The sequence below is a fragment of the Bacteroides caecicola genome, from assembly GCF_023337095.1.
Taxonomy (GTDB): domain Bacteria; phylum Bacteroidota; class Bacteroidia; order Bacteroidales; family Bacteroidaceae; genus Phocaeicola; species Phocaeicola gallinarum.
This window is the reverse complement of record NZ_JAMBLM010000009.1, coordinates 97,432-122,078: the sequence shown is the minus strand read 5'-3', so window position 1 is coordinate 122,078 and position 24,647 is coordinate 97,432. Positions and strand designations below refer to the sequence as shown.

At 41.2% G+C, this 24,647-nt stretch carries 14 protein-coding genes; 3 read left to right on the top strand and 11 right to left on the bottom strand.

The genetic code is table 11. From position 1 onward, the window contains the following. Positions 1-52 precede the first annotated feature (52 nt). Positions 53-748 carry a 5'-methylthioadenosine/adenosylhomocysteine nucleosidase gene (locus M3085_RS10285; RefSeq protein ID WP_249052952.1) on the top strand — a complete coding sequence of 232 codons (696 nt, stop codon included), beginning with the start codon at positions 53-55 and terminating at the stop codon, positions 746-748. 201 nt (positions 749-949) lie between these two features. Next, entirely contained in the window at positions 950-1,429 is a 480-nt protein-coding gene (locus tag M3085_RS10280; protein WP_178257267.1) for an S-ribosylhomocysteine lyase, read from the top strand. 82 nt (positions 1,430-1,511) lie between these two features. Here the strand turns inward: M3085_RS10280 and rpsO are convergent, their stop codons facing one another. Further along, positions 1,512-1,781: a 30S ribosomal protein S15 gene (rpsO, locus tag M3085_RS10275; protein WP_178257266.1), complete on the bottom strand. Its 270-nt coding sequence runs from the start codon at positions 1,779-1,781 to the stop codon at positions 1,512-1,514. Between the two features lie 122 nt (positions 1,782-1,903). Between rpsO and typA the strand changes: the two genes are divergently transcribed. Beyond that, positions 1,904-3,709, top strand: coding sequence for a translational GTPase TypA (gene typA / locus M3085_RS10270; RefSeq protein WP_178257265.1), 1,806 nt, complete (start codon positions 1,904-1,906; stop codon positions 3,707-3,709). A gap of 80 nt (positions 3,710-3,789) precedes the next feature. Here the strand turns inward: typA and M3085_RS10265 are convergent, their stop codons facing one another. The 10 genes from M3085_RS10265 to M3085_RS10220 form a co-directional block, all read right to left on the bottom strand. Continuing rightward, the gene (locus M3085_RS10265; protein WP_249052951.1) at positions 3,790-7,812 is read right to left on the bottom strand and encodes a hybrid sensor histidine kinase/response regulator transcription factor; all 4,023 of its coding nucleotides are present in this window, start codon (positions 7,810-7,812) and stop codon (positions 3,790-3,792) included. Positions 7,813-8,220: 408 nt separating this feature from the next. Continuing rightward, positions 8,221-9,402 (bottom strand): glycoside hydrolase family 76 protein, encoded by a 1,182-nt coding sequence (locus M3085_RS10260; RefSeq protein WP_178257263.1) that lies wholly within the window; start codon positions 9,400-9,402, stop codon positions 8,221-8,223. 24 nt (positions 9,403-9,426) lie between these two features. Further along, positions 9,427-11,571, bottom strand: a complete 2,145-nt coding sequence (locus M3085_RS10255; protein WP_249052950.1) for a GH92 family glycosyl hydrolase — start codon at positions 11,569-11,571, stop codon at positions 9,427-9,429. A 36-nt stretch (positions 11,572-11,607) separates the two neighbouring features. Then, positions 11,608-12,300 carry an SGNH/GDSL hydrolase family protein gene (locus M3085_RS10250; RefSeq protein ID WP_191710150.1) on the bottom strand — a complete coding sequence of 231 codons (693 nt, stop codon included), beginning with the start codon at positions 12,298-12,300 and terminating at the stop codon, positions 11,608-11,610. A 103-nt stretch (positions 12,301-12,403) separates the two neighbouring features. Continuing rightward, positions 12,404-15,241, bottom strand: coding sequence for a glycosyl hydrolase (locus tag M3085_RS10245; protein ID WP_249052949.1), 2,838 nt, complete (start codon positions 15,239-15,241; stop codon positions 12,404-12,406). A gap of 548 nt (positions 15,242-15,789) precedes the next feature. Beyond that, positions 15,790-16,911 carry a glycoside hydrolase family 76 protein gene (locus M3085_RS10240; protein WP_249052948.1) on the bottom strand — a complete coding sequence of 374 codons (1,122 nt, stop codon included), beginning with the start codon at positions 16,909-16,911 and terminating at the stop codon, positions 15,790-15,792. 7 nt (positions 16,912-16,918) lie between these two features. Next, a complete protein-coding gene (locus tag M3085_RS10235) occupies positions 16,919-18,004 on the bottom strand; it encodes a SusE domain-containing protein (protein ID WP_225230926.1) in 1,086 nt (361 codons plus the stop codon). 94 nt (positions 18,005-18,098) lie between these two features. Further along, complete coding sequence (locus M3085_RS10230; protein ID WP_178257258.1) at positions 18,099-19,718, bottom strand: RagB/SusD family nutrient uptake outer membrane protein; 1,620 nt, start codon at positions 19,716-19,718, stop codon at positions 18,099-18,101. 12 nt (positions 19,719-19,730) lie between these two features. After that, entirely contained in the window at positions 19,731-22,850 is a 3,120-nt protein-coding gene (locus M3085_RS10225) for a SusC/RagA family TonB-linked outer membrane protein (RefSeq protein WP_178257257.1), read from the bottom strand. A 70-nt stretch (positions 22,851-22,920) separates the two neighbouring features. Continuing rightward, positions 22,921-24,390, bottom strand: coding sequence for a glycoside hydrolase family 125 protein (locus M3085_RS10220; protein ID WP_410554575.1), 1,470 nt, complete (start codon positions 24,388-24,390; stop codon positions 22,921-22,923). Positions 24,391-24,647: the final 257 nt, after the last annotated feature.

Sequence of the window (24,647 nt, the reverse complement as noted above, 5' to 3'; positions counted from 1 at the left end):
TATAATACTCTCTGAAAAGTCGTAAATTTGTCAGCGAAAATCATAATAAAACATGAAAATAGGAATCATCACTGCCATGTCGTCGGAACAAAGACAACTGGCAAACCAACTGACGGAAAAAACCGAACGCAGCGAAGGTGCTTTTAATTACATTGAGGGAAAGATACGAAACAACAGCGTGATACTGATGCAATGCGGCATCGGAAAAGTAAACGCAGCCGCCGGAACGGTGGAACTGATACGCAACTTTGCCCCAGACTGTATCATCAGCACCGGAGTGGCGGGGGGCATTGATACGTGTCTGAACGTAATGGATGTGGTAGCAAGCCGGCAGATAGTATATCATGACGTATGGTGCGGCGAAGGAAATGCTTACGGACAGATACAGGGACTCCCCCTCTTCTTCAGCGGAAACGATACATTGTATGACTGTGCGCTCTCGTTAGATACCGAAACCCCGATTCACGGCGGACTCATCTGTACCGGCGACAAATTCATTACCGATGCCAACGAACTGAAAGACATCAAACGAAACTTTCCTGAGGGACTTGCCGTAGATATGGAATCAGCCGCCATCGCACAGATTTGTTACCTCTATAAAGTTCCGTTTATCAGTTTCCGGATCATCAGCGACACGCCGGGTGCAGAACAGCATCTTGAACAATACAAGAACTTTTGGGGAGAAATGGCAGACCGCTCTTTCCACGTAACCGAAACGTTCCTGAAGTCGCTGCCAAACAAATTATAACGCTTGCTTAGAACCTGAAAAAACGCTAACGGTTGCACCGATAAATTCTATGGGTAGAACCGGGCAACGCTACCGCATGGGATGACCAACACTAACGGTAGCGTTTTTCGGGATATGCCGATGAAATTATCCTCTTGTGCCTTCAGCGTTTAATCAATTGACAAACAACGATTTAAATCAAAGATTATACCAGATTAACTTATGCAGAAAATACCGAGTTTTACCATTGACCACATTCGCCTGTTACGCGGCATTTACGTTTCGCGCAAAGACGAAGTAGGCGGAGAAACCGTCACAACTTTTGACATCCGCATGAAAGAACCCAACCGCGAACCGGTATTGGGACAGCCGGAAATCCACACCATCGAACACCTTGCCGCCACCTTCCTGCGCAATCATCCCGTATGGGCCGATAAAATCATTTATTGGGGTCCGATGGGTTGCCTCACCGGAAATTATCTGGTAATGAAAGGCGACTTGACTTCACGCGATGTGCTTCCGCTGGTAACAGAGACTTTCCGCTTTATAGCCGGATACGAGGGAGAAATACCGGGTGCAACGCCGAAAGACTGCGGCAATTACCTGATGATGAATCTTCCTATGGCGAAATGGGAAGCTGCCAAATTCCTACGCGAAGTATTGGAACAGATTACCGATGCCAACTTGGAATATCCCCGATAACGAATCGGGCTCAAAAAAAGAGAGGTTGCCCCGTTTTATCGAAGCAACCTCTCTTTTTTCGTTTGCAGCAAGTAAAACTGAATTACTTACGCAGACCAAGTTCTTTAACGATAGCACGATATCTTTCGATGTCGCGTGATTTCAGGTAATCCAGCAACGAACGGCGTTTACCTACCAGAATCGTCAAAGCTCTTTCAGTGCTATAATCTTTTCTGTTGAGCTTCAGATGCTCAGTCAGGTGAGAAATACGGTATGAAAACAATGCAATCTGAGACTCAGGAGACCCAGTATCAGTGTTAGACTTTCCGTACTTTTCAAAGATTTCTTGTTTTTTAGCTGCGTCTAAATACATAATTTTGACCTTTAAAAAATATATAAATTTGATTTGCGGTTGCAAAGGTAGTGATAATCTTTCGGATAGCAATACATTTTCAGAAAAAAGTCGTAACTTTGCACGCAAATAATAGGTATAGTATGCAAGACATTAGAAACATTGCCATCATCGCCCACGTAGACCACGGAAAAACTACGCTGGTCGATAAAATGATGCTGGCGGGACATCTGTTCCGCAATGACCAAACCAATGGTGAACTGGTGTTGGATAACAACGATTTGGAACGCGAAAGAGGAATAACGATTCTTTCTAAAAACGTTTCGATTAATTACAATGGTACGAAAATCAATATTATTGATACTCCGGGACACGCCGATTTCGGCGGAGAGGTAGAGCGCGTGTTAAACATGGCAGACGGATGTATCCTGCTGGTCGACGCATTCGAAGGCCCGATGCCGCAAACCCGATTCGTATTGCAGAAGGCTTTACAAATCGGATTGAAACCTATTGTGGTGGTAAACAAGGTGGATAAGCCCAACTGCCGCCCGGAAGAAGTTTACGAAATGGTATTCGACCTCATGTTCAGCCTCAACGCTACCGAAGACCAATTAGACTTCCCGGTACTTTACGGCTCTGCAAAGAACAACTGGATGGGTGAAGACTGGAAAACTCCTACCGGAACCATTACCCCGTTACTGGATGCCATCGTGAAATATATTCCGGCCCCCAAGCAGTTGGAGGGAACACCTCAGATGCTTATTACTTCGCTGGATTACTCATCGTATACCGGACGTATTGCCGTAGGCCGTGTTCATCGCGGTACGCTCAAAGAAGGCATGAACATCACACTTGCCAAACGCGACGGGTCGATGGTAAAATCAAAAATCAAGGAAATAGATACGTTCGAAGGTCTCGGACGCAAAAAGGTGGAATCGGTTTCATCGGGTGATATCTGCGCCATTATCGGTATCGACAACTTCGAAATCGGCGATACGATTTGCGACTTTGAAAACCCGGAAGCATTGCCGCCCATTGCCATCGACGAGCCTACGATGAGTATGCTATTTACCATCAACGATTCTCCTTTCTTCGGAAAAGAAGGTAAATTCGTTACTTCACGACACATTCACGACCGCTTGATGAAAGAGTTGGATAAAAACTTGGCACTGCGGGTACGTAAAGCAGACAACGAAGACGGAAAATGGATTGTTTCGGGTAGAGGCGTGCTTCATCTTTCTGTGCTTATCGAAACAATGCGACGCGAAGGTTACGAATTGCAGGTAGGACAGCCGCAGGTTATCTTCAAAGAAATAGACGGAGTGAAATGTGAACCGATTGAAGAACTTACCATCAGCGTTCCCGAAGAATTTGCCAGCAAGATGATTGACATGGTTACCCGACGCAAAGGCGAAATGGTTTCGATGGAAACACAGGGCGACCGCGTTAACATTGAGTTCGACATGCCTTCACGCGGTATCATCGGTTTGCGAACCAACGTACTGACGGCTTCACAGGGAGAAGCGATCATGGCTCACCGTTTCAAAAACTACCAGCCTTATAAAGGCGAAATTCCGCGCCGCACCAACGGTTCGATGATTGCAATGGAGAGCGGAACAGCGTTTGCATACGCCATCGACAAACTGCAAGACCGGGGCAAATTCTTCATCTATCCGCAAGACGAGGTATATGCCGGTCAGGTAGTAGGCGAACACGTCCACGAAAACGACTTGGTTATCAATGTCACCAAATCGAAGAAGCTGACCAATATGCGTGCTTCGGGTTCAGACGATAAAGCGCGTATCATTCCGCCGGTTATCTTCTCTCTGGAAGAAGCGCTTGAATATATTAAGGAGGATGAATACGTAGAAGTAACTCCGAAAAGTATGCGTATGCGCAAAATAATCCTTGACGAAACGGAGCGCAAACGTGCCAATAAAAACAATTGATGCTACCCAATAAAATAGAGCCGGCGTATCTTGCGGTACGTCGGCTTTTCTCATAACATAACAATATGTAACGCTAATCATTATATCACTTCTGTTTCTTTCTTATTATATTCATTCCGATAGTCTTTAGGAGTCATCTGAAAATGTTTTGAGAATTCTTTATAAAAGTGTGAACGATTCACAAAGCCAGTCTTATACATAATCTCCTGAACCGTTAAAGATGTAGTTCTTAACAATTTAGCAGCCAGTTTTATTCTATACTCTTTGATGTAATCTTTAGGAGACTCCAAATCCATTTCTTTAAAACGCCGATACAACGTTCGTACACTTACTTGCATATATTCTGCCAATTCTTCTAACGAAAGGTTTTCTGAATCGACATGCTTTTCTATATACTCTGTTATCTTCAATAAAAAATCCTTGTCTTCGGCTTTAACTAAATGCCCGTGAGAAAAGCCATACGCACACGCCGAAGAATTGAAGAAGTCTTTCATCTGACTGCGATTCTCGATTAAACGCTCTACCATCGCTTTCAGATAATTAATATTAAAAGGCTTATCGATATACGCATCCGCTCCAACATCTAAACCGATAATCTTTTCTTGACTGGAGTTTTTTGCAGACAATATAACAATCGGTATAGACATTGTATGTTTGTTCTGTTTCAATCTTCTGGTTAATTCAAACCCGTCTATCCCCGGCATCATAACATCTGTTATTATCAGAATAGGCATATCATTTTTAATCTCTTCCAATGCCTGTTCAGCATTTTGGGCAACAACTACCCTAAATTCGTTTGAAAAGGCTTCTTGTAACAACATCAAGACCTCTACATTATCATCTATCACCAGAATCTTAGGACCGGGCGCCACCGCATCTGAAGCTAACTCTGGCAGTCGTTCCGGTTGCGCAGATTTCATTACCGGCAGAATATTTTCTGTATTAAAACTTTCAGTTTCTCCACCTTCCGGTGTTAAATCCAACATAGGGAGCAACACTTCAAACTCAGCATAACTCTTATACTCACCCTTGATTTGAATTTCTCCGCCTAACAATTCAACCATACTGCGACAGATGGCCAGTCCCAAACCATTTCGCGAAGACATTCCTTTAATAGAAGAAGTTTCTACATCATCTAACACTTTATATCTGTTAAATATCAAAGGAATATCCTCTTGCCTGATTCCTTTTCCCGTATTATATACCTTGATACACAATCTGCGATCGACAGTAATATTTACCGTCACACGAATCAATCCGCCAATAAAAGTATATTTAAAAGCATTCGATATCAAGTTATTCAGTATTTTTATCAGACACTTGCTATCGGTATTCCAAAGAATGTCTGCCGCAACTACATTCTCTACCCGAATCTGATTCTGCTCTGCCAGCTCAGAGAAAGAATGAATAATTTCATTACACACGGAAGAAACATCTATTTGCTTAATATACAAAGTTTGATGTCCTGTTTCCAAGCGCCGGAAGTCAATGATTTCTTGAATTAACGCATTCAACCGTTCTGCATTAGCCTTAATCAACGACACGTACTTATGCACATATTCCGAATGGTCATATTGCAACAAACGTTCACACGGACCATAAATCAACGTAAGAGGAGTAGAAAATTCATGGGTTATATTCGTAAAGAAACGCAGTTTTTCCTCATATAATTCTTCTTTATGCGCTTGTTCCATTTTTTCTAACGCCAGTAGTTTTTTACGCTGCTGTTTAAGCAAGAACCAACGAATACTAATAAAAACGGCCAACAAAATTAACAATGAATAAATAATGACAGCCAACGTACTTAAATACCACGGGGAAGCAATTGTTATATATACCGGATAAGCATGGCTGAATTCTCCTGTCGCCTGATTTTTATAACGAATCTCAAGAAGGTAGTTCCCGTGATTCATTTGAGTAAAAGATATGCTGTTATTTGCTCCATTGTCTATCCAGTCTGTCTTTTCGTTCAAACGATACTGATAGCTATAATTGGTTGGATTTACATAATCAAGAGCAAGAAAAGACAAAGTAAAGTTATTCTGGTCAGGCTCCAACAAAAGAGAAGGCTTATCTCCCCAGTTCTGCACATCAATACACATTTTCTGTTCACCCAACACATTAATATTAGTGAAACGCAACGGTGGATTAGTCAATTCTTCATCAGATACATACTTTTTATTATTGGTTATAACCACAAAACCATTAAATCCTCCGAAGAAAAGCGTATCATTCTGGCTAAATGAAGCACCGTCGCTAAACTCTAAAACTTTCAGTCCGCTGCCTTTACCATAATTCTGGAATTTATTATTCAAAACATCGAAACCAATCAGCCCTCCATTGGTAGCAACCCATAACCGCTCGTTTTCATCTTGAAGCATGGCATGTATGGTACTGTTTATAAATCCCACCGACTGATTAAAATAGGATTCTTTATCGTGTTGCTTTTTTATCAAACCCGCTCCTGTTCCTAACCAAAAGATGTCTTTATCACGGATTATTGAAAAGATATCGCTTACCACCTTACTTGTATATTCACCCTGTAAAGGGATGGCAGACAAACTATCGCCTTTTATATGAAACAATCCATACCCCCGATTACCAAACCATACGTTACGCCGGGCATCGGCAAATAGAGTGAAAAAATAATTCGAGGAAAAATTACCGTTATCAATCGTATAACGCTTCAATGAACGAATATAAGGTATGCCTGCCCTATCTGACACAAGTGCACGAACAACGCCTGTGCCTACTGTGGCTATCCAAAGCACCGAATCACTTTCTTCATAAATGGCATGAACGTAATTGATTTTTTCAGACGAAGATACGCTCCTGATTTTTCCATCACGATAAGAATAACAACTGAGTCCCGAATCATGCCCTATCCAAAACAAAGGCCTGCGACTTTCAGCAAACGAATAGACCGAATTATCTATTAATCCACTCTCTGGCGAATTTATCAGTTCTGTCTTGTATCTCACATCATGCCGTTTTGGGGAGAAATCATAAATTTTAAGAATGCCTTCTCCTTTCGTACCCAGCCACAGTGTTCCTTTGGCGTCCCAAAAGATTGAACGGATCGGTTTTCCTATACTTTGATTCAAATCCTGATAAGTTACAGACAAAATAGAATATTTTCCTTCAGAATAAACAAATACACCTTGCCCGTCGGTAGCAATCCAAACAATATCCTGAAAACGGTCTTTCAGAATCCGGAAAACCCCTGATTTAATTCCTAAATCATCGACAGCATATTCATTATTTGCCTGCAAAGATATTTTCAGCAAACCATTCGTCTGAAAAGCAACAAAAAAAGATGTGCCATCGCGAAGTATATCTACAACAGTACCCCTTCCCTTCAAAGCTTTTTCCCAATTACAAACAAACTGCTTTTCTTGTCTTACCAAGTTATATCCAAACAAATTACAATTTCCGTCGAGCCAATAAATCTGATTATTATCCCCGAATCCATAACATACATCTGTTTTCTCACGATTACTTACAGCAGAAAGCCTGTATTCTCCCTCCGGAGAATGCTCCATTTGGTAACATACAATCTCATCTTTCAGGAAAAGGACCAAATAATGCTCATTCACGTAAAGATTAACAATGTCTTCTTTATTCAAGGTGCCTATCGGAAGTTGGTAAAACTCCTGCTTCATCGCGTTGAAAGCATAGAGAATATTACTGCTCGAAAAGAAAAACAAATCGCCCAATTCGTTCTTCACCATCATGTCGCTGCCTTTAAACTGAGAATACTCTTCTACCCGATGTTTGTTCCGGTCTACCTTAGTAAGTCCGTAATTGGTCTGCACCCAAATCACACCCTCATGAGTTTCAAGCATTTCCTCTATCACATAGCCTGAGAGGTTCAGCTGCCCCCAGCCATTCCAACTATATGCTTTCGTACCATCGTATATATTCACCCCGTCACACGTTCCCATCCATAAAAAGCCCTTGTTATCTTGCAACAAAGAAAGCACAGCGCTGCTGGTTAGTCCGTCGGCATTTGTTATTTGCCTGATGTTATAAGCCGATAAAGAATTTATTGTACATAAAAGGAGAACAAACAATCCTCCCATAAATTTCAACACAGTATTCATAGCATCATTTTTATCAATAACCGGATACAAAGGTATAGAAAATTAACAAATATTCCGACTTTACAGTAAGTACAAAAAAATGGGCGAACCTTACGGAAACGCCCATCTCGCCTATGGAAAGAAATGCCTACTTTTTTTAATTTATGGGCTTATTTTAACTTAATCCTGCATAATCAATAACCTGAAAAAACGCTACCCATAGGACTTATCTGTTCTATGGGTAGAACAGGACAACCCATCCGCATGAAATGACCAACACTAACGGTAGCGTTTTGACGACATAACAGACGTAGAATTTCTACCGTACTTCCGTGAGCAGAAAAGTGTATCCCAACCATTGTTTCGACATACTCATCCGTATGTTTCAGACACACCTACCGAATTAATTATCACGTCATTGACTGCTAATCATAAGGGCTGAAGCACACACATGGCCTCCATCAACATACAGCCGGTCAGATGAGGAGTCAGCCCTACGCTTTCATTATCTTCGGGTGCCTTTCTCCAACGTCCGCCATACAACATAGTTTTGGAATTAATACCTTGAGTAGCCATAACCGTAGCGCAACGGGTAATGTAATCATGAAACTTTTTACGGTACGTAATATCTAAATCCGATTCGTTTATCAGTTTCACGAAATAACGGAAAAAGATTCCATGAAACAAACCGCCGTCACCTTTTTCCGCATCAGACAGCACGCCGTCATTATCAGAAAGGTGTTCAACAACGTAATTAGCCGCTTTTACCGCATCGTCAAGATACTGTTTGTCGCCCGTAATTTTATAAAGCTCATGCGCCGCCCCCAGAAACGTCCCGACATTGTAAGTAAACACCCAGTTTTTCTGGATTTCACCCTTTCCGTTGATATTGTCATAAACAGCACCAGTCTCACGGTCGAACAAATAATTCTTCTCCCATACGAAAATCTTGATAGCCTCATTCAGATAAGCATTTTTCACCTTCCCGCCGGTAAACCCTGCCTTATCGAAAAAGTTATACAAACGAGCTGCAATCAGAGCCGCCGGTCCGTTTGAACAAGCATTCTTCGATTTTGCCACATCCGTTTTCCATGTAATGCCTCCATACCACGGCGCTTCATCTTCAGGTCCCCACGTAGGCCAAATCCAATCGTCATATACTTGCCTTGCCTTTGCTATATACTGTTTCTCTCCCGTACATTCAAACATCCGGATTTGCGCCAATACAATCCACTCCATATCATCGACAAACACATTCCACCACGGGTCTTTGGGGTTCATCTTTCCGGCGAAGTTATACCGGGGCATCCCTTCCCACCACAAAGGGAAAATCTCCTTGTAACGTACGTCGCCTGTACGCATATACGCATCAACCAGCACATCCATCGCATGTGCCTGCGGCCAATAATTATTGGTCGACATATCGGAAAGATCGCTGCCATAGTTGAAATAAAAACGGTCTTCATAATCTTCGAAGCCTGCTCCCCAAAAATGCTTGATAAGCGCTTCCGACGTACCGTCCGCCATCTTGTTCCAATACGCCTTATCTTTCTGCGCAAATGCTCCCAAAGCCAGACAGAGCGCAAATAAAATTGTAAAAGTCTTTTTCATAATCAGTTATCTTTATATTAAATTTCATTCCACGGTTATCACAAGTTCTTTCCCCTCTTGCAGTTGGGCATGGGACACAAAATAGCCGTCGATAACCTTACCTCCACAAGTTATCTGCCGAATCTTTTTTCCGCTTCCCTGCTTGGTAATGGTGAAAGGCTTGCCTTGCAATTCAAAAGTAACTTTGTCGAACAGCGGAACGGTAACAATATACTCGGCATCGGCAGGAGAATATGTGTACAGACCAATGGCATTAAACACATACCACGACGACATTTCTCCGGCATCGTCCATACCGGCGTATGCCAACTTGTCTTGCCCCATATCGTAGTAATGTCCCATCAACGAATCGAGTACCGCCTGTGCTTTTTCCTGCTTACCTATGAAGTAATAAGTATAAGGGATGCTATGCCCCGGCTGATTTCCATGACAATAGTTCCCGATGAATCCCGTCATGTTATCCACTTCATATCCGCGCCACGGTTCTGTGAAAAGAGAGTCTAATTTGGCCTCAACCGCAGCGTTATCAGGATAGAGTTTAATCATTCCCTCCGGGTCATGTGGTGCAAAGAAGAGTGCATTCCAAGCATTAGCCTCGCGATACATATACTGATAGTAAGGATAATAAGGGTCAAAGTCTTTTATCCAACTACCGTCATCAATCTTACCTCTCCAAAAGCCTGTACTTGGATCGAACAGCGTCTTATAGTTTTCAGAACGTTTCATCAGTAGTTTATAATTAGCCTCATCGCCCAATTCTTTCGCTACGAGTGCCACTGCATAATCGTCATAAGCATACTCTACGGTTTTCGTCACCGCACCTTTATATTCGTCCTGCGTAGGGACATTCACTGTATCTTTCTCGGCTATCCAACCACGCTCAATATATTCATCCAAATACCGACGTCCTCCCTCACCCGGAACGGTAGCATTTTTCAGAATCAGCTTATATGCCCTGTTAAGATCAAAATCATGTAATCCACGTAACCAGCTTCCCGAAATAAAAGTTGAGGCATGATCGCCATGAAAAAATGTTGGCATGTATCCATTGCTCTTTTCTCCTTTGTCAATGATAGATTTAATTACATCTGTGGTTACTTCGGGCGAGAGCATCCCTAACAGAATCAGCTTATTGCGATAATCGTCCCAAAAAGACGGATTTGTATAGTAATTAAATCCGTTATTAACCACGTTGCCCTGAATGTCTGTGTAGTCAAAATTCACATCACTACGCAACGCAGGCCATTTGAAAGAGTTATACAGACAGGAATAAAACAAATTCTTTTCGCGATCTGTACCTCCTGAAACTTTGATTTTAGACAACAGTTTTTCCCATGTATTATCCGCTTCGCGAGCCACTTGTGCAAAATCTTTATTCAGCATCTCCTGTTCAAGGTTCATTTTCGCATTCTCTACGCTGACGAACGAGAATCCAATTTTCATTTCCAATGGCTGAGTACCTTTACTATCAACAAAGCGAACGATAGCCACTTCGTGTTTATCGTCTTTCTCCATCGTCACATCCGCTATTGGATAATTGGTTATACCATAGAAGTAAATTTTACCTTCTCCAGCCTGATACCCCGTAAGCACTTTTTCACCGGATTTCTCAATGTTCCATTCTGTCACCGCATTGTTTGAACGACGAATATCTACCAGCAAAGCTTTATCATCGTCTTTACGATAGGTATATTTATGATAGGCACACCGCAACGTACTGGTAAGTTCCACATTTACACCATACCGAATCAAATAAACCTGATAATAACCCGGATGCGCCGTTTCGTTCTCATGACTGAAAGGCGAACAGTAATCACTTGGAGAAACCTTACCGACCACAGGAAGCATCGGAACATGCAACAAATTCCAATGCCCCTTGTTCGTATGAGAAAATCCATAAATAACGCTATCCTCATATTGATAACCAGCCCCACTACGATATTGAGTTACCGGACTTACTTGCACCATAGCATTAGGCAAAGTAGCTCCGGGAAACGTTTCTGCTCCCCAAGTCCGGGCTTCTTTTTTACGCTCGTATCCCAAATCTTCCTTTTCCCACAACGTTGCAGTACCTAAAAAAGGATTTACATACTCCGTCAATCTACTCTGATTCTCACAATTCGTAAATAGTATGAGAGAAATTATATATATAAAAATACGATTCTTCATTTTGTATCTTATTTGACGTTTTCTTAAAAAGATATATTACAAAACCTTATCAATAGCTTTTTTTATCAATTCTTCCATGACCAAATATCCTTCAGATGTAGGATGAACTCCATCTTTCGTGTATTGAGGATTCAATGCCCCATTTTCTCCATAAACCATTTTCTCGTAATAATCAACATACATTATCTTATGCTTACGAGCATACTTCTTAAGACGTGCATTAAGAGACAATATCTTAGCTTGTGCATCCAGCACAGACGGATTCCAGCCAAAAGAAGCGGCAGGCAATGTAGAGGTCAATATAACTTTAATTTTATGTGCTTGGGCCAACTCTACCATCGAAACAATATTGCCAAAAGTATATTCTTCATTATAAGGACATGTGTTTTCTGCAATGTCATTAGTTCCGGCATTGATAACAACCAATGTCGGAAGTAGCTTAATAACGTCTTCGCGAAAACGCAACAAGAACTGATAAGATGTTTGTCCGCTAATACCACGCCCTATATAGCCGTTGTCGGTAAAGAAATCAGGATGTGCGTTCACCCACCCTTCGGTGATGGAGTTTCCCATAAAGACAACCCGCTTTGATTTTTTCCCAAGAATCGGCACGTTTTTATTTTCTTGAGCATAACGGTTTAAACCGCCAAAATCACGATTTTGCGCATTGACTTCTGTACAAATTAAAGATAGGAGAACTACTCCTATATAAATAACATATTTAATCATTTTATCCACACTTATTATTCACACTTTTCTTTATTCATTTAAAATCTATTAGTTATTATAAAGGTTGTCTGCATTATATCCGATGCCAATCTCCCCGACTATCTTAATAAACAAACACCCCATGCTCCAAACCCAAACTTTTCATACTGTGGGCATATCTTTTTGCTGTTTTATTCGTTTTCAACGAATTTGCATAATTACCAAGAGGAGTTATCACCTTAATCGTAATGATGTTATTCCCTTTCTTCATTTTACCTTTAAGTCGAAAGCGATGATCTCCATACCAACCTGTACCGAGCTTTTCACCGTTTACATACACTTCCGATACCCCTCTTACGCTTCCCAAATCAATAACTGAGTAACTGTCCGGATTTGCAAATTCTTTATTCAAAGTATAAGATAATTCGCCCGCAAAGGTTTTAAGCCACGGGAATGGCAGTGAATTAAAATCGGTCAGAGTATCCATATAAAATTCTTTTCGACTGCCGTCGAAATGGTTTGCTTCTACTTTCCATTTTCCCGTCAGTTCAACAGCATTGTCAGGGCGACATGGCATCGGTGTGTACCAGTCGCCAACTGCATCCGAATCAAATACGATTAACTTGGATTCGGAAGGTCGGAGCATAATATCCATCTGCCTTCCGCCGTCGGATAGCCTGTAACGCTCACCGGTTTCGGGCAACCATATCCAAGCATTCTTACCTTCGGTACTTTCGGGAAATTTAACCATCGTATGATGTGAGGATACCCGACTGAAATTGGTTATAAAGAAAATATCTTTATCGCCCGATTTATAGTAATTACAAAACACCCATTTTGAGGGATTGTCAATTTTTACATAAGGCGTAATGCTTAAACTGTCTTGAACCTGTCTATACCATTCCGTAAGACTTCCGCGCGGAGAAGCTATTTTGACAAAACGTTGCGGATATTTTACTTGAATCCGACTTATTACATCATTTACCTTGCGGGAACGAGCTTCAAAATCATTCATTCCGATACTTTGCCACGGAATACACCCTATGCAGATTACACGGCCTCCGGAGGCTACAAATCTTTCGATAACGCCAGCCGTTTCGGGAGACAAGCTCTTCACTTCCATAAGAATCAACGTTTTATAGGAACGAGGACCGAACGACAACTTACCACCCTTTATTTTCGACTGTTTAATAATGTTCTCACTGACATAATCACACCCATTGCCATTTTGATGCAGATTCTGCCACAAATCATGGGCATAATCCGGATAAACATGAACCGGATAGGGGTCGCGCTGCTGACCTAACTCTGACCACATGTCTTCCAATGGCGGCAAAATGGCAATATCTGCTTGCGGAATACTGTTTTGCAACACGGCAGAAAGACGCGCTTTATAATCTGTCCATAACCGATAGTACGGATACATTGTGTTCTTCTCGCTGAAATACTCGCCGAATTTTATCCAACCGGGGAAAGGAGCTTCAACTGGACTGTAATTAAATCCATGCAAAATGGAATGATTTACACCCGAAATATTGCTCATATCGCCGGCTATCTTGATTTCCTCCAAAGTCGACTGAAATATCTCGCCTGTATTGGTTATTTCTTCGCAACTTACGATACCATTTCCTGCCAGCAAAGAGCCGGATGCAACAAATTTGTTTATCATCGAATGTGCATGTCCCAAATAAATTTCCTTGTCGGGATATTCGGTTCCAAGACCGTCTCTGAACCATGTCTCACATTCGGGAATGTCAATATACATTGATGACTCTATCGGGTGTAAGGCCCTGCCATACGCCTGCACACGCGACTGAATACCATTGTCATGACACCACTTATTGAACGTATCAATAAAGTTTTCCTGAAACAGTTTAATCTGAAAATGTTCAAAATCATTCCGCACTCTCTCAATCACCTCTTTCTTCACTTTTTCCGAAAAGTTACATCCGTAATCATCCGGCAAAGGCTCTCCCATGCTTCCCACCTTCCTTATCACATAAGGCAGATAAGGCAGCAGTGAATAACCGTAATATGTTTCCCATTCTTTTAACAGACTGTCGCTCCAATTTGCACCTTCCAACTCAAAACTGTCGACAAACGCTGCTCTAATGGCGTTCTTCAATTCAGGCGATTTATATGGCAAAGCCGACGAAAGACGATTCAGGTATGCGATAACAGCATTCTTGTCGAAATGATTCAATACCGGACCGCAAGCTCCGGGAGCACCTTCTATCACGCTCATATATCCTACCATTTTGACAAAGAAATATAACACGTATTTTCCTGCCGGCACGTTTATCTCAAAATCGGATTTGTCGGCCAAGTAATCGAACGATGTACCGGGAGTAAAAGTGTCAACCTTTTCAGGCATCAGCCGGATATACATCAACTCTTTTTTCGAATCACGATTTTTCGACATAATGGGAGGATCTACCCTATCCAGTACCTCACTTTTCTTAACTGATACTTTAACACCCTGAGTCCCTCCATCTATCTTCATCGTTTCTACTGTCAGCATCTGCAACTGATGTTTTTCAGGAAGAAACTCTCCGCCAAAAGGCCATCCGGAACCGGCAATCATATCGCAAACCATACCCCTGTCTTTACAGCCTTTTGCAGCCACCTTCACCATATTCACCCACTCATCTGAAAGATAAGGCATAACTTTATAACCCAGAGTATCCGCCTCATCCGGAAAACGGATTGAGTTAATTTCCACTCCTCCTATTCCCATCTGTTTCATTACATCCAGTTCATGTAATATTTCTTTTTCATTTAAACGTAACCCATTCCACCACCATCTAACAAAAGGACGATATTTCGACTCCGGATTCTGAAATACCTCATAAAGGTTCTTCGATTCAATATTGATATTAGGTTTTTCAGGCAAATTTTTACTTGCAACTCCAAAATAGATTACAAATAAATATGCCAAAATGAAGACTATTCTGTGATTCATACCAACAACAAGTAATAATAAATGAAATGTTTTCTAAATCTCACTTTATTCATGCAAAAGCCTGTTTAAATTTGTTCAGCCTCAGTCCGGAACATAAAAATTTCGTTCCGATGAATGAGCAAGTTCTTCGCATAGAACGGGAATGTTTATCTCCATAAAGAACCTAATTTAAGCTCTGTCAGAAACTCGAAAAATTCTACCCATAGAACCCATCAACACTATGGGTAGAAATGGTCAACTCATCCGCATGAAATGACCAACACTAACGGTAGCGTTTTTTCACTATATCTGCCGGAGAATTTCTTCTTATATTTTCATTGGCGAGATAGCTTTAATAAGTTCAAAATAAACAACTAACCATTGTTTTTTAAGAAAGAAACAAACTGTAACCGTATTTCTTCTGCTCTTCAACCGTTAAGTTGGAAAATTTAAACAGGCTTCCAATAATGTCCTATTATATTTCAATGTTACATACTTACTGTCATACTTTTAAACCTAAGAGCCTGATTAAATTATCCGATAGGGATATTTTAACAGGCTCTTAATTTTTATTTCAAAAGTGCTTTTGCTTCTATCAACGCGCATCCGCTCGCCTGTGCTCCAAGCTCAGTAGTACCCGAAGCAGGAGTAGTCCAATTTGTACCAAATAGAATATCCAGCTTATTCACACCTTTCCGCCATAACACATCGGCATTATTGTTGAAGAAAGTAACAAACTTTTTACGGTATACCTCGTCAAGATCGGGTTCCATAATCAGCTTGACGAAATAACGCATAAAGATTCCTTTGAAAAAGCCACCATCGCCTGTTCCTTCATCCCGCAACACATTGTTTCCACTGTCAATCATGCCAGCATCGCTGATACAGAAATAAGCAGCTTTACGTGCATCTTTCAAATAATTAGGTTCTCCGGTCACTTTATAAAGTTCATGGGCAGCCCCTAAAAATGTACCTTGATTATAGCTTAATGAAAAGCCGCCAATTTCACCAGTCTCCCCATTCAAATTATCATAAACAGCCCCGGTAGCCTTGTTAAAAAGGTTTTCTCGCAACCATGTATAAATCTTCACGCCCCAATCCTTATAAGTTTCATCCTGAGTTACGGCATAAAGACGCATAGCCAGCAAAGCGGCAGGTCCGTTTGAGCAAGCATTCTTACTCCAGCGTTGGTCGGCTTTCCACGATACTCCGCCGCCCCCGTACTCTTCGTCCCATCCGCCTTCGATGTATCCCCACAGCTCCTTAGCCGTGTTCAAGTATTTTTCCTCCTGAGTGGTTTCATACAAACGTACCATAGTGAGACCAATCCATTCCATATCATCATAAAAATTATTCCAATAGGAATTTCCATTTTTCACTCTGATACCCTCGTACCACGGAGTAAACAGGTCAGAATATTTAGTATCTCCACTGCGCAAATAAGCATCAATAACCACATCCATAGCCTGAGCCTGCGGCCAATACTGAAACCCTGTTCCGTTTCCATCGTTCTCATAATTAAAATAGCCTTCTTCGTTCCAAAAACGGTCGGGCAATGTTGAACTGGCACTATCAGCAGCAGCACTCCAGTCTATCACATAACCGGTATCATATACGTACTCATCTTCAATCTTACTGCAGGAAGCCAAAAGCAATCCTGTAATAAAAAAGAATAATAACCTATATTTCATAACTCAATCAGTTTGCAAGTTCTACATGATGTGTATAATTTTCTCCCGTAAAAATCACAGAAATCCGTGTTACAGCTCCCGGATTTGCTCCGTCAGCGGCTCCATCAAATTCGTTATTCAATTTCCACTTTTGGTCCCATTGGTTATCAGGAGTCTCTGCAATATAGAAATAAGGATCATCTGCCGAAATATCTCCCGGATTACTATCCGTCGTATTTTTAGTTCCCCACATCTGTCTTGTTCCGTCGGCATATATCATTAAGAATTTATAGCGCTGGTCTCTTCCCCAACTTTCTTGCTTAAATTCAACTATACCTTCACCTTCGAATACACCCTTTCCTTTATAAGGAAGCTCAAAGGTAACCTCATTACTCGGGCAGAAGAAGAATCCCAAGCTTTGTATCTCAGTCATCTTAATCGAAGCCGTTGTAAAATCGAATACAATACGATAAATACCACCCTTAGATACCGTTGTTTCACCTTCGCCTTCAATTATAACACCACTTTCATTAACGTAATAAGATTTGGCTCCATCTGAATTATTATCAACCAACCGATAAGACTTGCCTTCTTCCAGTCTGGTAAACACTTCAAATACCCCCAATTCATTAGGCATAGAACAAGGAACAGCTTGTGTAATATCCGTACCTCCTTCGGTAGCTTCACCCGTCAAATAAACTTGGTTAGGCAATTCGGTAAATCCTTTCAAGCAAGTTATAGCAAGCGTTCTCGACTGCGTAGACATTGCAGAGTTTAATCCCCGGGAAGCCACTACCGTCCACTTCAACGTTCCGGTTTCACCCCCATTGATACCTGCAGCTTTGCCCACTTTATCCAATACCTTATGCGTAATCGTGGCATAATTACGCACACCATTATTATCAGCTATTACACGATAGATCGGATTTGTAAAATCGCCGTCTTCTTTATCAAAAACAACTTCATACAAGGGCGAACCACTATCTTCGGCTTTAGCTGCTGCCCACTCAAAAAACAGTGAGGCCGTAGACGAAGCAACCAGTGTTACACTTTGCCCATCTGTCGGTTCATACAGTTGGGTTACAGGACTCACCTGTACATCTTTATATTCCATATCTTTAGTACATGAGGTAGAAAATAATATGCTCATGCATACAACGAATACATAAAAAAATCTCAGTTTCATCATTATAAGTATTTAAAGTTAATCAATTAGCATATCCGGGGTTATTGGGAGCCAGATTATGATTCAAGTCAATCTGACTTTGAGGAACTGCCCATAAATAATCTCTTTGCTCATTAAAGTTATAGGTATCTACACGAATTTTTCCTACGCCTTCGAAAGTAGCACCGTTAACGTCTCCTGCCAGATATTCAGAACCGGCCTTCCAACGTTTGATATCAAACCATCTTAATCCTTCCATTGCCAACTCACAACGACGCTCATTGCGAATCAACTTCCGCATATCATCTTCAGACAAAGAAGGATATTCCAATGCACCAGCATCTGTAAATCCGGCACGCTCACGGATACGTTTGATTGTCATATCCCAAATATCTTTGGTAAACTCACCTTTCTCAAACTTAGCCTCGGCATACATCAATAGCACATCTGCATAACGCATGGTGATAATATTCTGACCAGAGTTCAAATCACCAACGTCCTGCGGACTGTAATATTTGCGTACATAATAACCAGTAGCTGTATTATTACTTCCATAAACATATTTATCGACAGTTGTTGATGTATTAGGGTCAATATGAATAACAGTTCCCTGACTTCCATCGTTTACATTACCACTCCAATCATATCCATCATATATAATCGTAGCCGTCATACGAGGGTCTCTGTTAGCATACGGATAGTTCTCATTATAATTACTTCCTTGCTCCTTAATACCCTTTCCATTCAGCATAATATAGCTATCTACCAAAGATTGCTGAGGAACCCGATTAATCGTTCTACCTCCCACACTTAACGGAGCCATATCTACCATATCTCCCCAAGTAAGAAGTTTCTTTACATACGAGCGATCCATTATCACTTCCTGATTATATTCGTTTTCTTCCTCAAATAATCCTCGATAAGAAGGATATAAATCATAAGTACCATACTCTCCCTGATTATTGATAAGGTTTTCTGTATAAGTTATTACCTGATCCCAATTACCTTCCATCAGATAAACACGTGCTTGCAACATACTTACCGCACCTTTTGTTATTTTACCCTTTTCAGCATCTGATAAAGACGTATTGACAGGAAGAGCATCTTCAATATCAGTCAATTCATCATGAATGAACTGTAAAACCGTAGCGGCAGGAGTACGCCCAATCGAATTCGCCTCATCTAATGTTAGGTCTGTCGTAAAAAACGGTACATCACCATAAAAATTAACAAGACGGAAATAAATGGCAGCACGAATAAAACGAATTTCGGCTGTCATACGAGCTTTTACAGCCGGATCCATATTGGCAACCAAATCTACCTTATCTAAAAAGACATGACAAGTTTTGATTCCTCCATACAGATTTTTCCATTCACTGTCAAAAAGCCCGATTGAAGGAGTTGCCTGTCCCTTACGTATGGCACGCTGGTCGGTAACCGTACGCCCGTCAATCACATTGTCGCTCAAGCTCTCATCCGACCACATTTTTCCAGCGTCATACATCTGGCTATACGCCATATTAACCACATTCTGAGCTTTTGCTTCCGAAGTCCAATAACTATTATCGGTAAATTTATTTGTAGGCAAATTTTCCATGTCGTTACAAGCCGCCAACAACAGCCATGTGCTTGCAACAGACAGCATATATGTTTTCAATTTCATAAAATCACATTATTAAAATTCTACATCGATACCAAAGCCATAATAACGCAATGTGGGATAAGAACGTCCGCTATTGGCTCCGCCTGCCGACATCTTCGAGTCGAACTCGGTAGATTCAGGATCAATAAAACTATTATTACTAAAAGTAAGCAAGTTCTCAGCGTTTACGTATAATCTGAGTCTTTCCATGCCTAATTTCTTCGACCATGATTTGGGTATTGTATATCCTATTACCAAATTCTTTAAGCGCATATATTTACCATCCAGAATCTGCATGTCCGAACCAGTTCCATAGTTATTCTTGTTTGAATCAGAACCGGGAGCAGCCAAACGCGGCCATTCGGCATCTGTATTGGTCGGAGTCCAGAAATCGAGTTGATGCTTAAATATATTATATGAATAATTTTGATGTAGCGGCTCAATCAACTCACCGCGCAACATCATATCACGCTTTCCTACACCTTGCCAAAACATACTGAAGTCAAGACCTTTCCAAGAGAGGTCGTAAGTAAAGCCAAACGTATACCGCGGGAATGCATTACCTAAAATAAATCGGTCTTTCGAATCGATTACTCCATCATCATTTCTATCGACAAACTTAACATCTCCGGGTTGTACTTTACCGCCTACGGGTATAGCCGAAGCCTCTATTTCTTCATAACTTTGGAAATATCCGTCTGTTTTATAACCGTAATATGAATTCAAAGGTACACCTTCACGGATGATACGTTCCAACTCATCAACTTTTGTAATCTGCTCATGACCGGGATATGTCAAGACTTTATTATAAGAATCGCTCAGATTGAAACCAAACCGATGCTGTACTTGTCCTGTCTGTAAATTATAATTAATGCCTATTTCCCATCCTTGATTCTGCATTTCTCCAATGTTATCCATCGGCATATCCGTTCCGAAAACAGTGGGAACTATGGGTTTCATTAAAATATCGGTCGTACGTTTATAAAAATAATCAAAAGTCAGGTTCAATTGACCGTGGAAAAACGATGCATCGACTCCGACATTAAAGGTTTTTGTCTTTTCCCAAGTCAAATCATTCAGTCCTAATGCAAAACCAGTTCCCGAAACGACAGAATTATTATAAGCATAATTATTGTCATATACCGTATAAGTGGTAAAGCGGTCGTAAGTACCAATAGCCTGACTACCCAGTATACCGAACGAAGTACGTAATTTCAAATCGCCCACCTTGTCTTTATAAGTACTCATAAAGTTTTCTTCAGACAAGCGCCATCCCAAAGATATGGAAGGGAAGAAACCCCATCTGAAATCTTTATGGAATTTGGATGAACCGTCATAACGGAAACTAAACTCTCCATAATACTTATCAGCAAAAGAATACCCTACACGTCCCAACAAAGAAGTAAGACTGGTACGGTTTGTATCATCTACCGAAGTTTTCCCTGTAATATTACCAGCTTCTCCCGTAGTAACATCTGTTCCTATGCCTAAATCCGGGTCAACATATTTCTTTTCTATTTCATTGGCAGTATAGGTATATGATTCATTCGTCACACCCAACAAGCCATTAACAGTATGTTTACCAAAAGTTTTGTTATAGTTCAATAACAGCTGAGAATTTATCAGGTAGGCATTACTGTTCCAATTACTGGTTTTATTATTAGCCAGATTAACCGGACGCGGAGTAGTTGCATCCTCACTTGCATAATATTCAACCGCATTATTCCGGGTAAACCGTGTATCGTTGATTACATCTGCACCTAAAACCCCTTTTAAAGACAATCCGTCGATTATCTTCATTTCGGCAGATACATTTGCATTCAGGTAATTATTACGGTACTTATTCGTTCCGCCAGCTTCCAATGAGCCAAGAGGATTAAACTCCGATAAGATATCGTTTAACAAATAACGCCCATCTGCCGATTTCATCTTATAATAGTAGTAAGTAGGGACACGTTCGGCATCAATTTCCAGACTGCTACCGGTGGTACTGAGACTGTTATTTCGCGTATAGGCAAGAATGGCGTTTATTTTAAAGCGACCTACTTCAGTACTGATATTCGTACGGAAATTATAGCGCTCTACCCCGAAATTCTTATTACCTACGTAATTGCTTTCCTGATCGAAATATCCCATCGAAATCATATACGTAGTATTGGCAGAGCCTCCCGAAACACTAAGATTATAGTTTTGTTGCAAAGCTGTGCGCATAATCTGATCATAAAACCAGCTTTCTTCACTCTGATGTGCCGCCAAGTCGCGGATTTGCTCAGGAGTAAATTTCGGATCACTTCCAACATTGGTATATGCCAAGTTGGTTAACGTCGCATTCTGATATCCCGCCAATGGAGAAAACAAAATATCCGGATTCTGCCATCCTACCGAACCACTCAAACGCACGGTGGGTTTTTCATTCTTTTTACCTGTTTTGGTGGTCACCACAATCACACCGTTTGCCGAACGAGAACCGTAAATAGCTGCAGTACCTGCATCCTTCAACACAGAAATATTCTCAATATCGTTAGGATTCAATTTATTAAAGCTGCCTCCATCAGACACTATTCCATCAATTACTATTAACGGACTATTATCATTCAGCGTACTGATACCTCGAATATTAAAGTTTGTCTTATTATCATTGGGATTATAACTCGTCTGCTGAACAATTACACCCGGAGCTGCCCCTTGCAAGGCTTGTGTAACATTGGCAACAGGACGCTTGGTTATCGTTTCAGATTTCACCTGACTGACAGCTCCTACCGCACTTTTCCGCGTAGTAGTACCATATCCTACCACAATCACTTCATCAAGCTGCTCCGTATCTTCCGATAATGTTACGATAAGGTCTGGTTTATTACCTACCTTTACTTCCGTTGTCTTATAACCGATATAAGAAAAAGACAACACATCTCCCTTTTCACACTGAAGAGTGAAATTTCCATCTACGTCGGTAACAGTTCCCTGCCCCGAACTACCTTTTACAGAAATGCTGACCCCGATTAACGGCTCTCCATTCATATCCTTCACATTGCCTCGAATTGTCACAATAGCCTGTGACACCTCTTGACTGTTTACCGCTGCATAAATAGCATCGACAGGAGAAGTCAATGTAATGGCCGCCAGAGCAGCTAACATTTTTAGATTAGTATTCATTTTTACTGATTTAAAGTTATGCACATTCTATTAATTTCAGAAATAAGGTTCAACATCGAAATACAGTTCCTTACTCTATCCCGTTCAGTACCTCTAACTTACCCTCTGTAATCAATTTCAGAATCAGTTCGCCGAACAGTGTATTTTGCCATGCAAACCACGGACGGGTAAATTTAGACGGATCGTCTTTATGGAAAGACTCATGCATGAAGCCCGTACCAGCATCGGTACTCATCAACATCTTTATGCACGAGCGGATTTCGTCATCGTCTTGACTGGTAAATGCTTTCATCATAATACTCATGGGCCATACCATGTCGTAACCGATATGAGGACCGCCTATTCCTTCCCCCGCTTTTCCTTTAAAGAAATAAGGATTATCTTCACTCCATACAAAACGGCGCGTGTTCTGATAAATCGGGTCGTTTACATCCACATCGCCCAAATAAGGCATTGCAAGCAAGCTGGGTACGTTAGCATCGTCCATCAGCAGATGATTGCCAAATCCGTCTACCTCGAATGCGTATATTTTACCGTATTTAGGATGATTGTAGATGGCGTATTTCTTCAGTGCCGTTTCTACCTCATTTGCCAGATCGGTACACTGCTTAGCCAATTCCGGCTTCTTATTCACCTGCTCTAAAACTTCGGCAGCTTTTCGCAGTGAAGTAACTGCAAAGAAGTTGGAAGGAATCAAGAACTGAAATGTTGTGGCATCGTCTGAAGGACGGAAAGAAGAAGCTATCAGACCTACAGGTTTTACAGGGTTACCCCAACCGTCGTTCGTCATCGTATCTAAAGCGCGCTCCGTCTTTCTTTGGAAAGAGTAAGAACCGCGGCCGTCTTTACGTTGCTGATCTTTAAACGTTATCAGGATATTTTGAATAGCCTCCAACCATAAGTCGCCAAAAACAGAAGCATCACCCGTAGTTTTCCAATAATGATATGCCAACCGCAAAGGGTAGCACAGCGAATCTATCTCCCACTTACGCTCGTGGAGTTCGGGCTTCATATCGGTTTTGTCGCTCATCCATTCTCCGCCTACTGCCCCATCATTAAAACCATTTGCATAGGGATCGATATTGATACATTTCCACTGACGGAGAATAACCCCCCGAATCATTTTTCTCAAAGCCTCATCTTCGTTTGCCAAATCTACATACGGCCATACTTGAGCTCCCGAATCCCGCAACCACATGGCATGGATATCTCCTGTATAGACGAATGTATCATCATCGCCATCTTGAGTTCGATAATGTACCGTAGTATCAAGCGTGTTAGGGAAACAATTTTCAAACATCCATCTCAAATAAGGATTGGTCAATAACTTTTTCACCTCTTTTATTTTGGCTTCTACCGCTTCAGAATGAAACAAGCGTTTAGACGGGTCGGGGCGTTGTGATACATAATCTCGGATACTCTCACAAACGGCAACCGGATAAGTATCCGTCAGGGAAAAGGCATAGCCATCTGCTGGTATCAAAGCACCCCCCAAAACAGTTCCCAACAATAAACTTTTTACGTAAAATGAGTTTTTCATAGGCATTATATTTTTTAAGCACAGCAAAGATAAGTGAATGAATATGGCTTTCTATATCCAAAACTGACAATCATGTAATACATAAAAAAACAAGGCACAGCCAAGTTGCAAACTCTGTATATATACATGCCAAGAATGTATACATACATGTCATCCATCGTTAAAGAAACACTATATACCGAGTTTGCCAACATAAATTTCTTATACGGAACAATATGGATAGAAAGACTTCATGCTACCCAATAAAATAGAGCCGG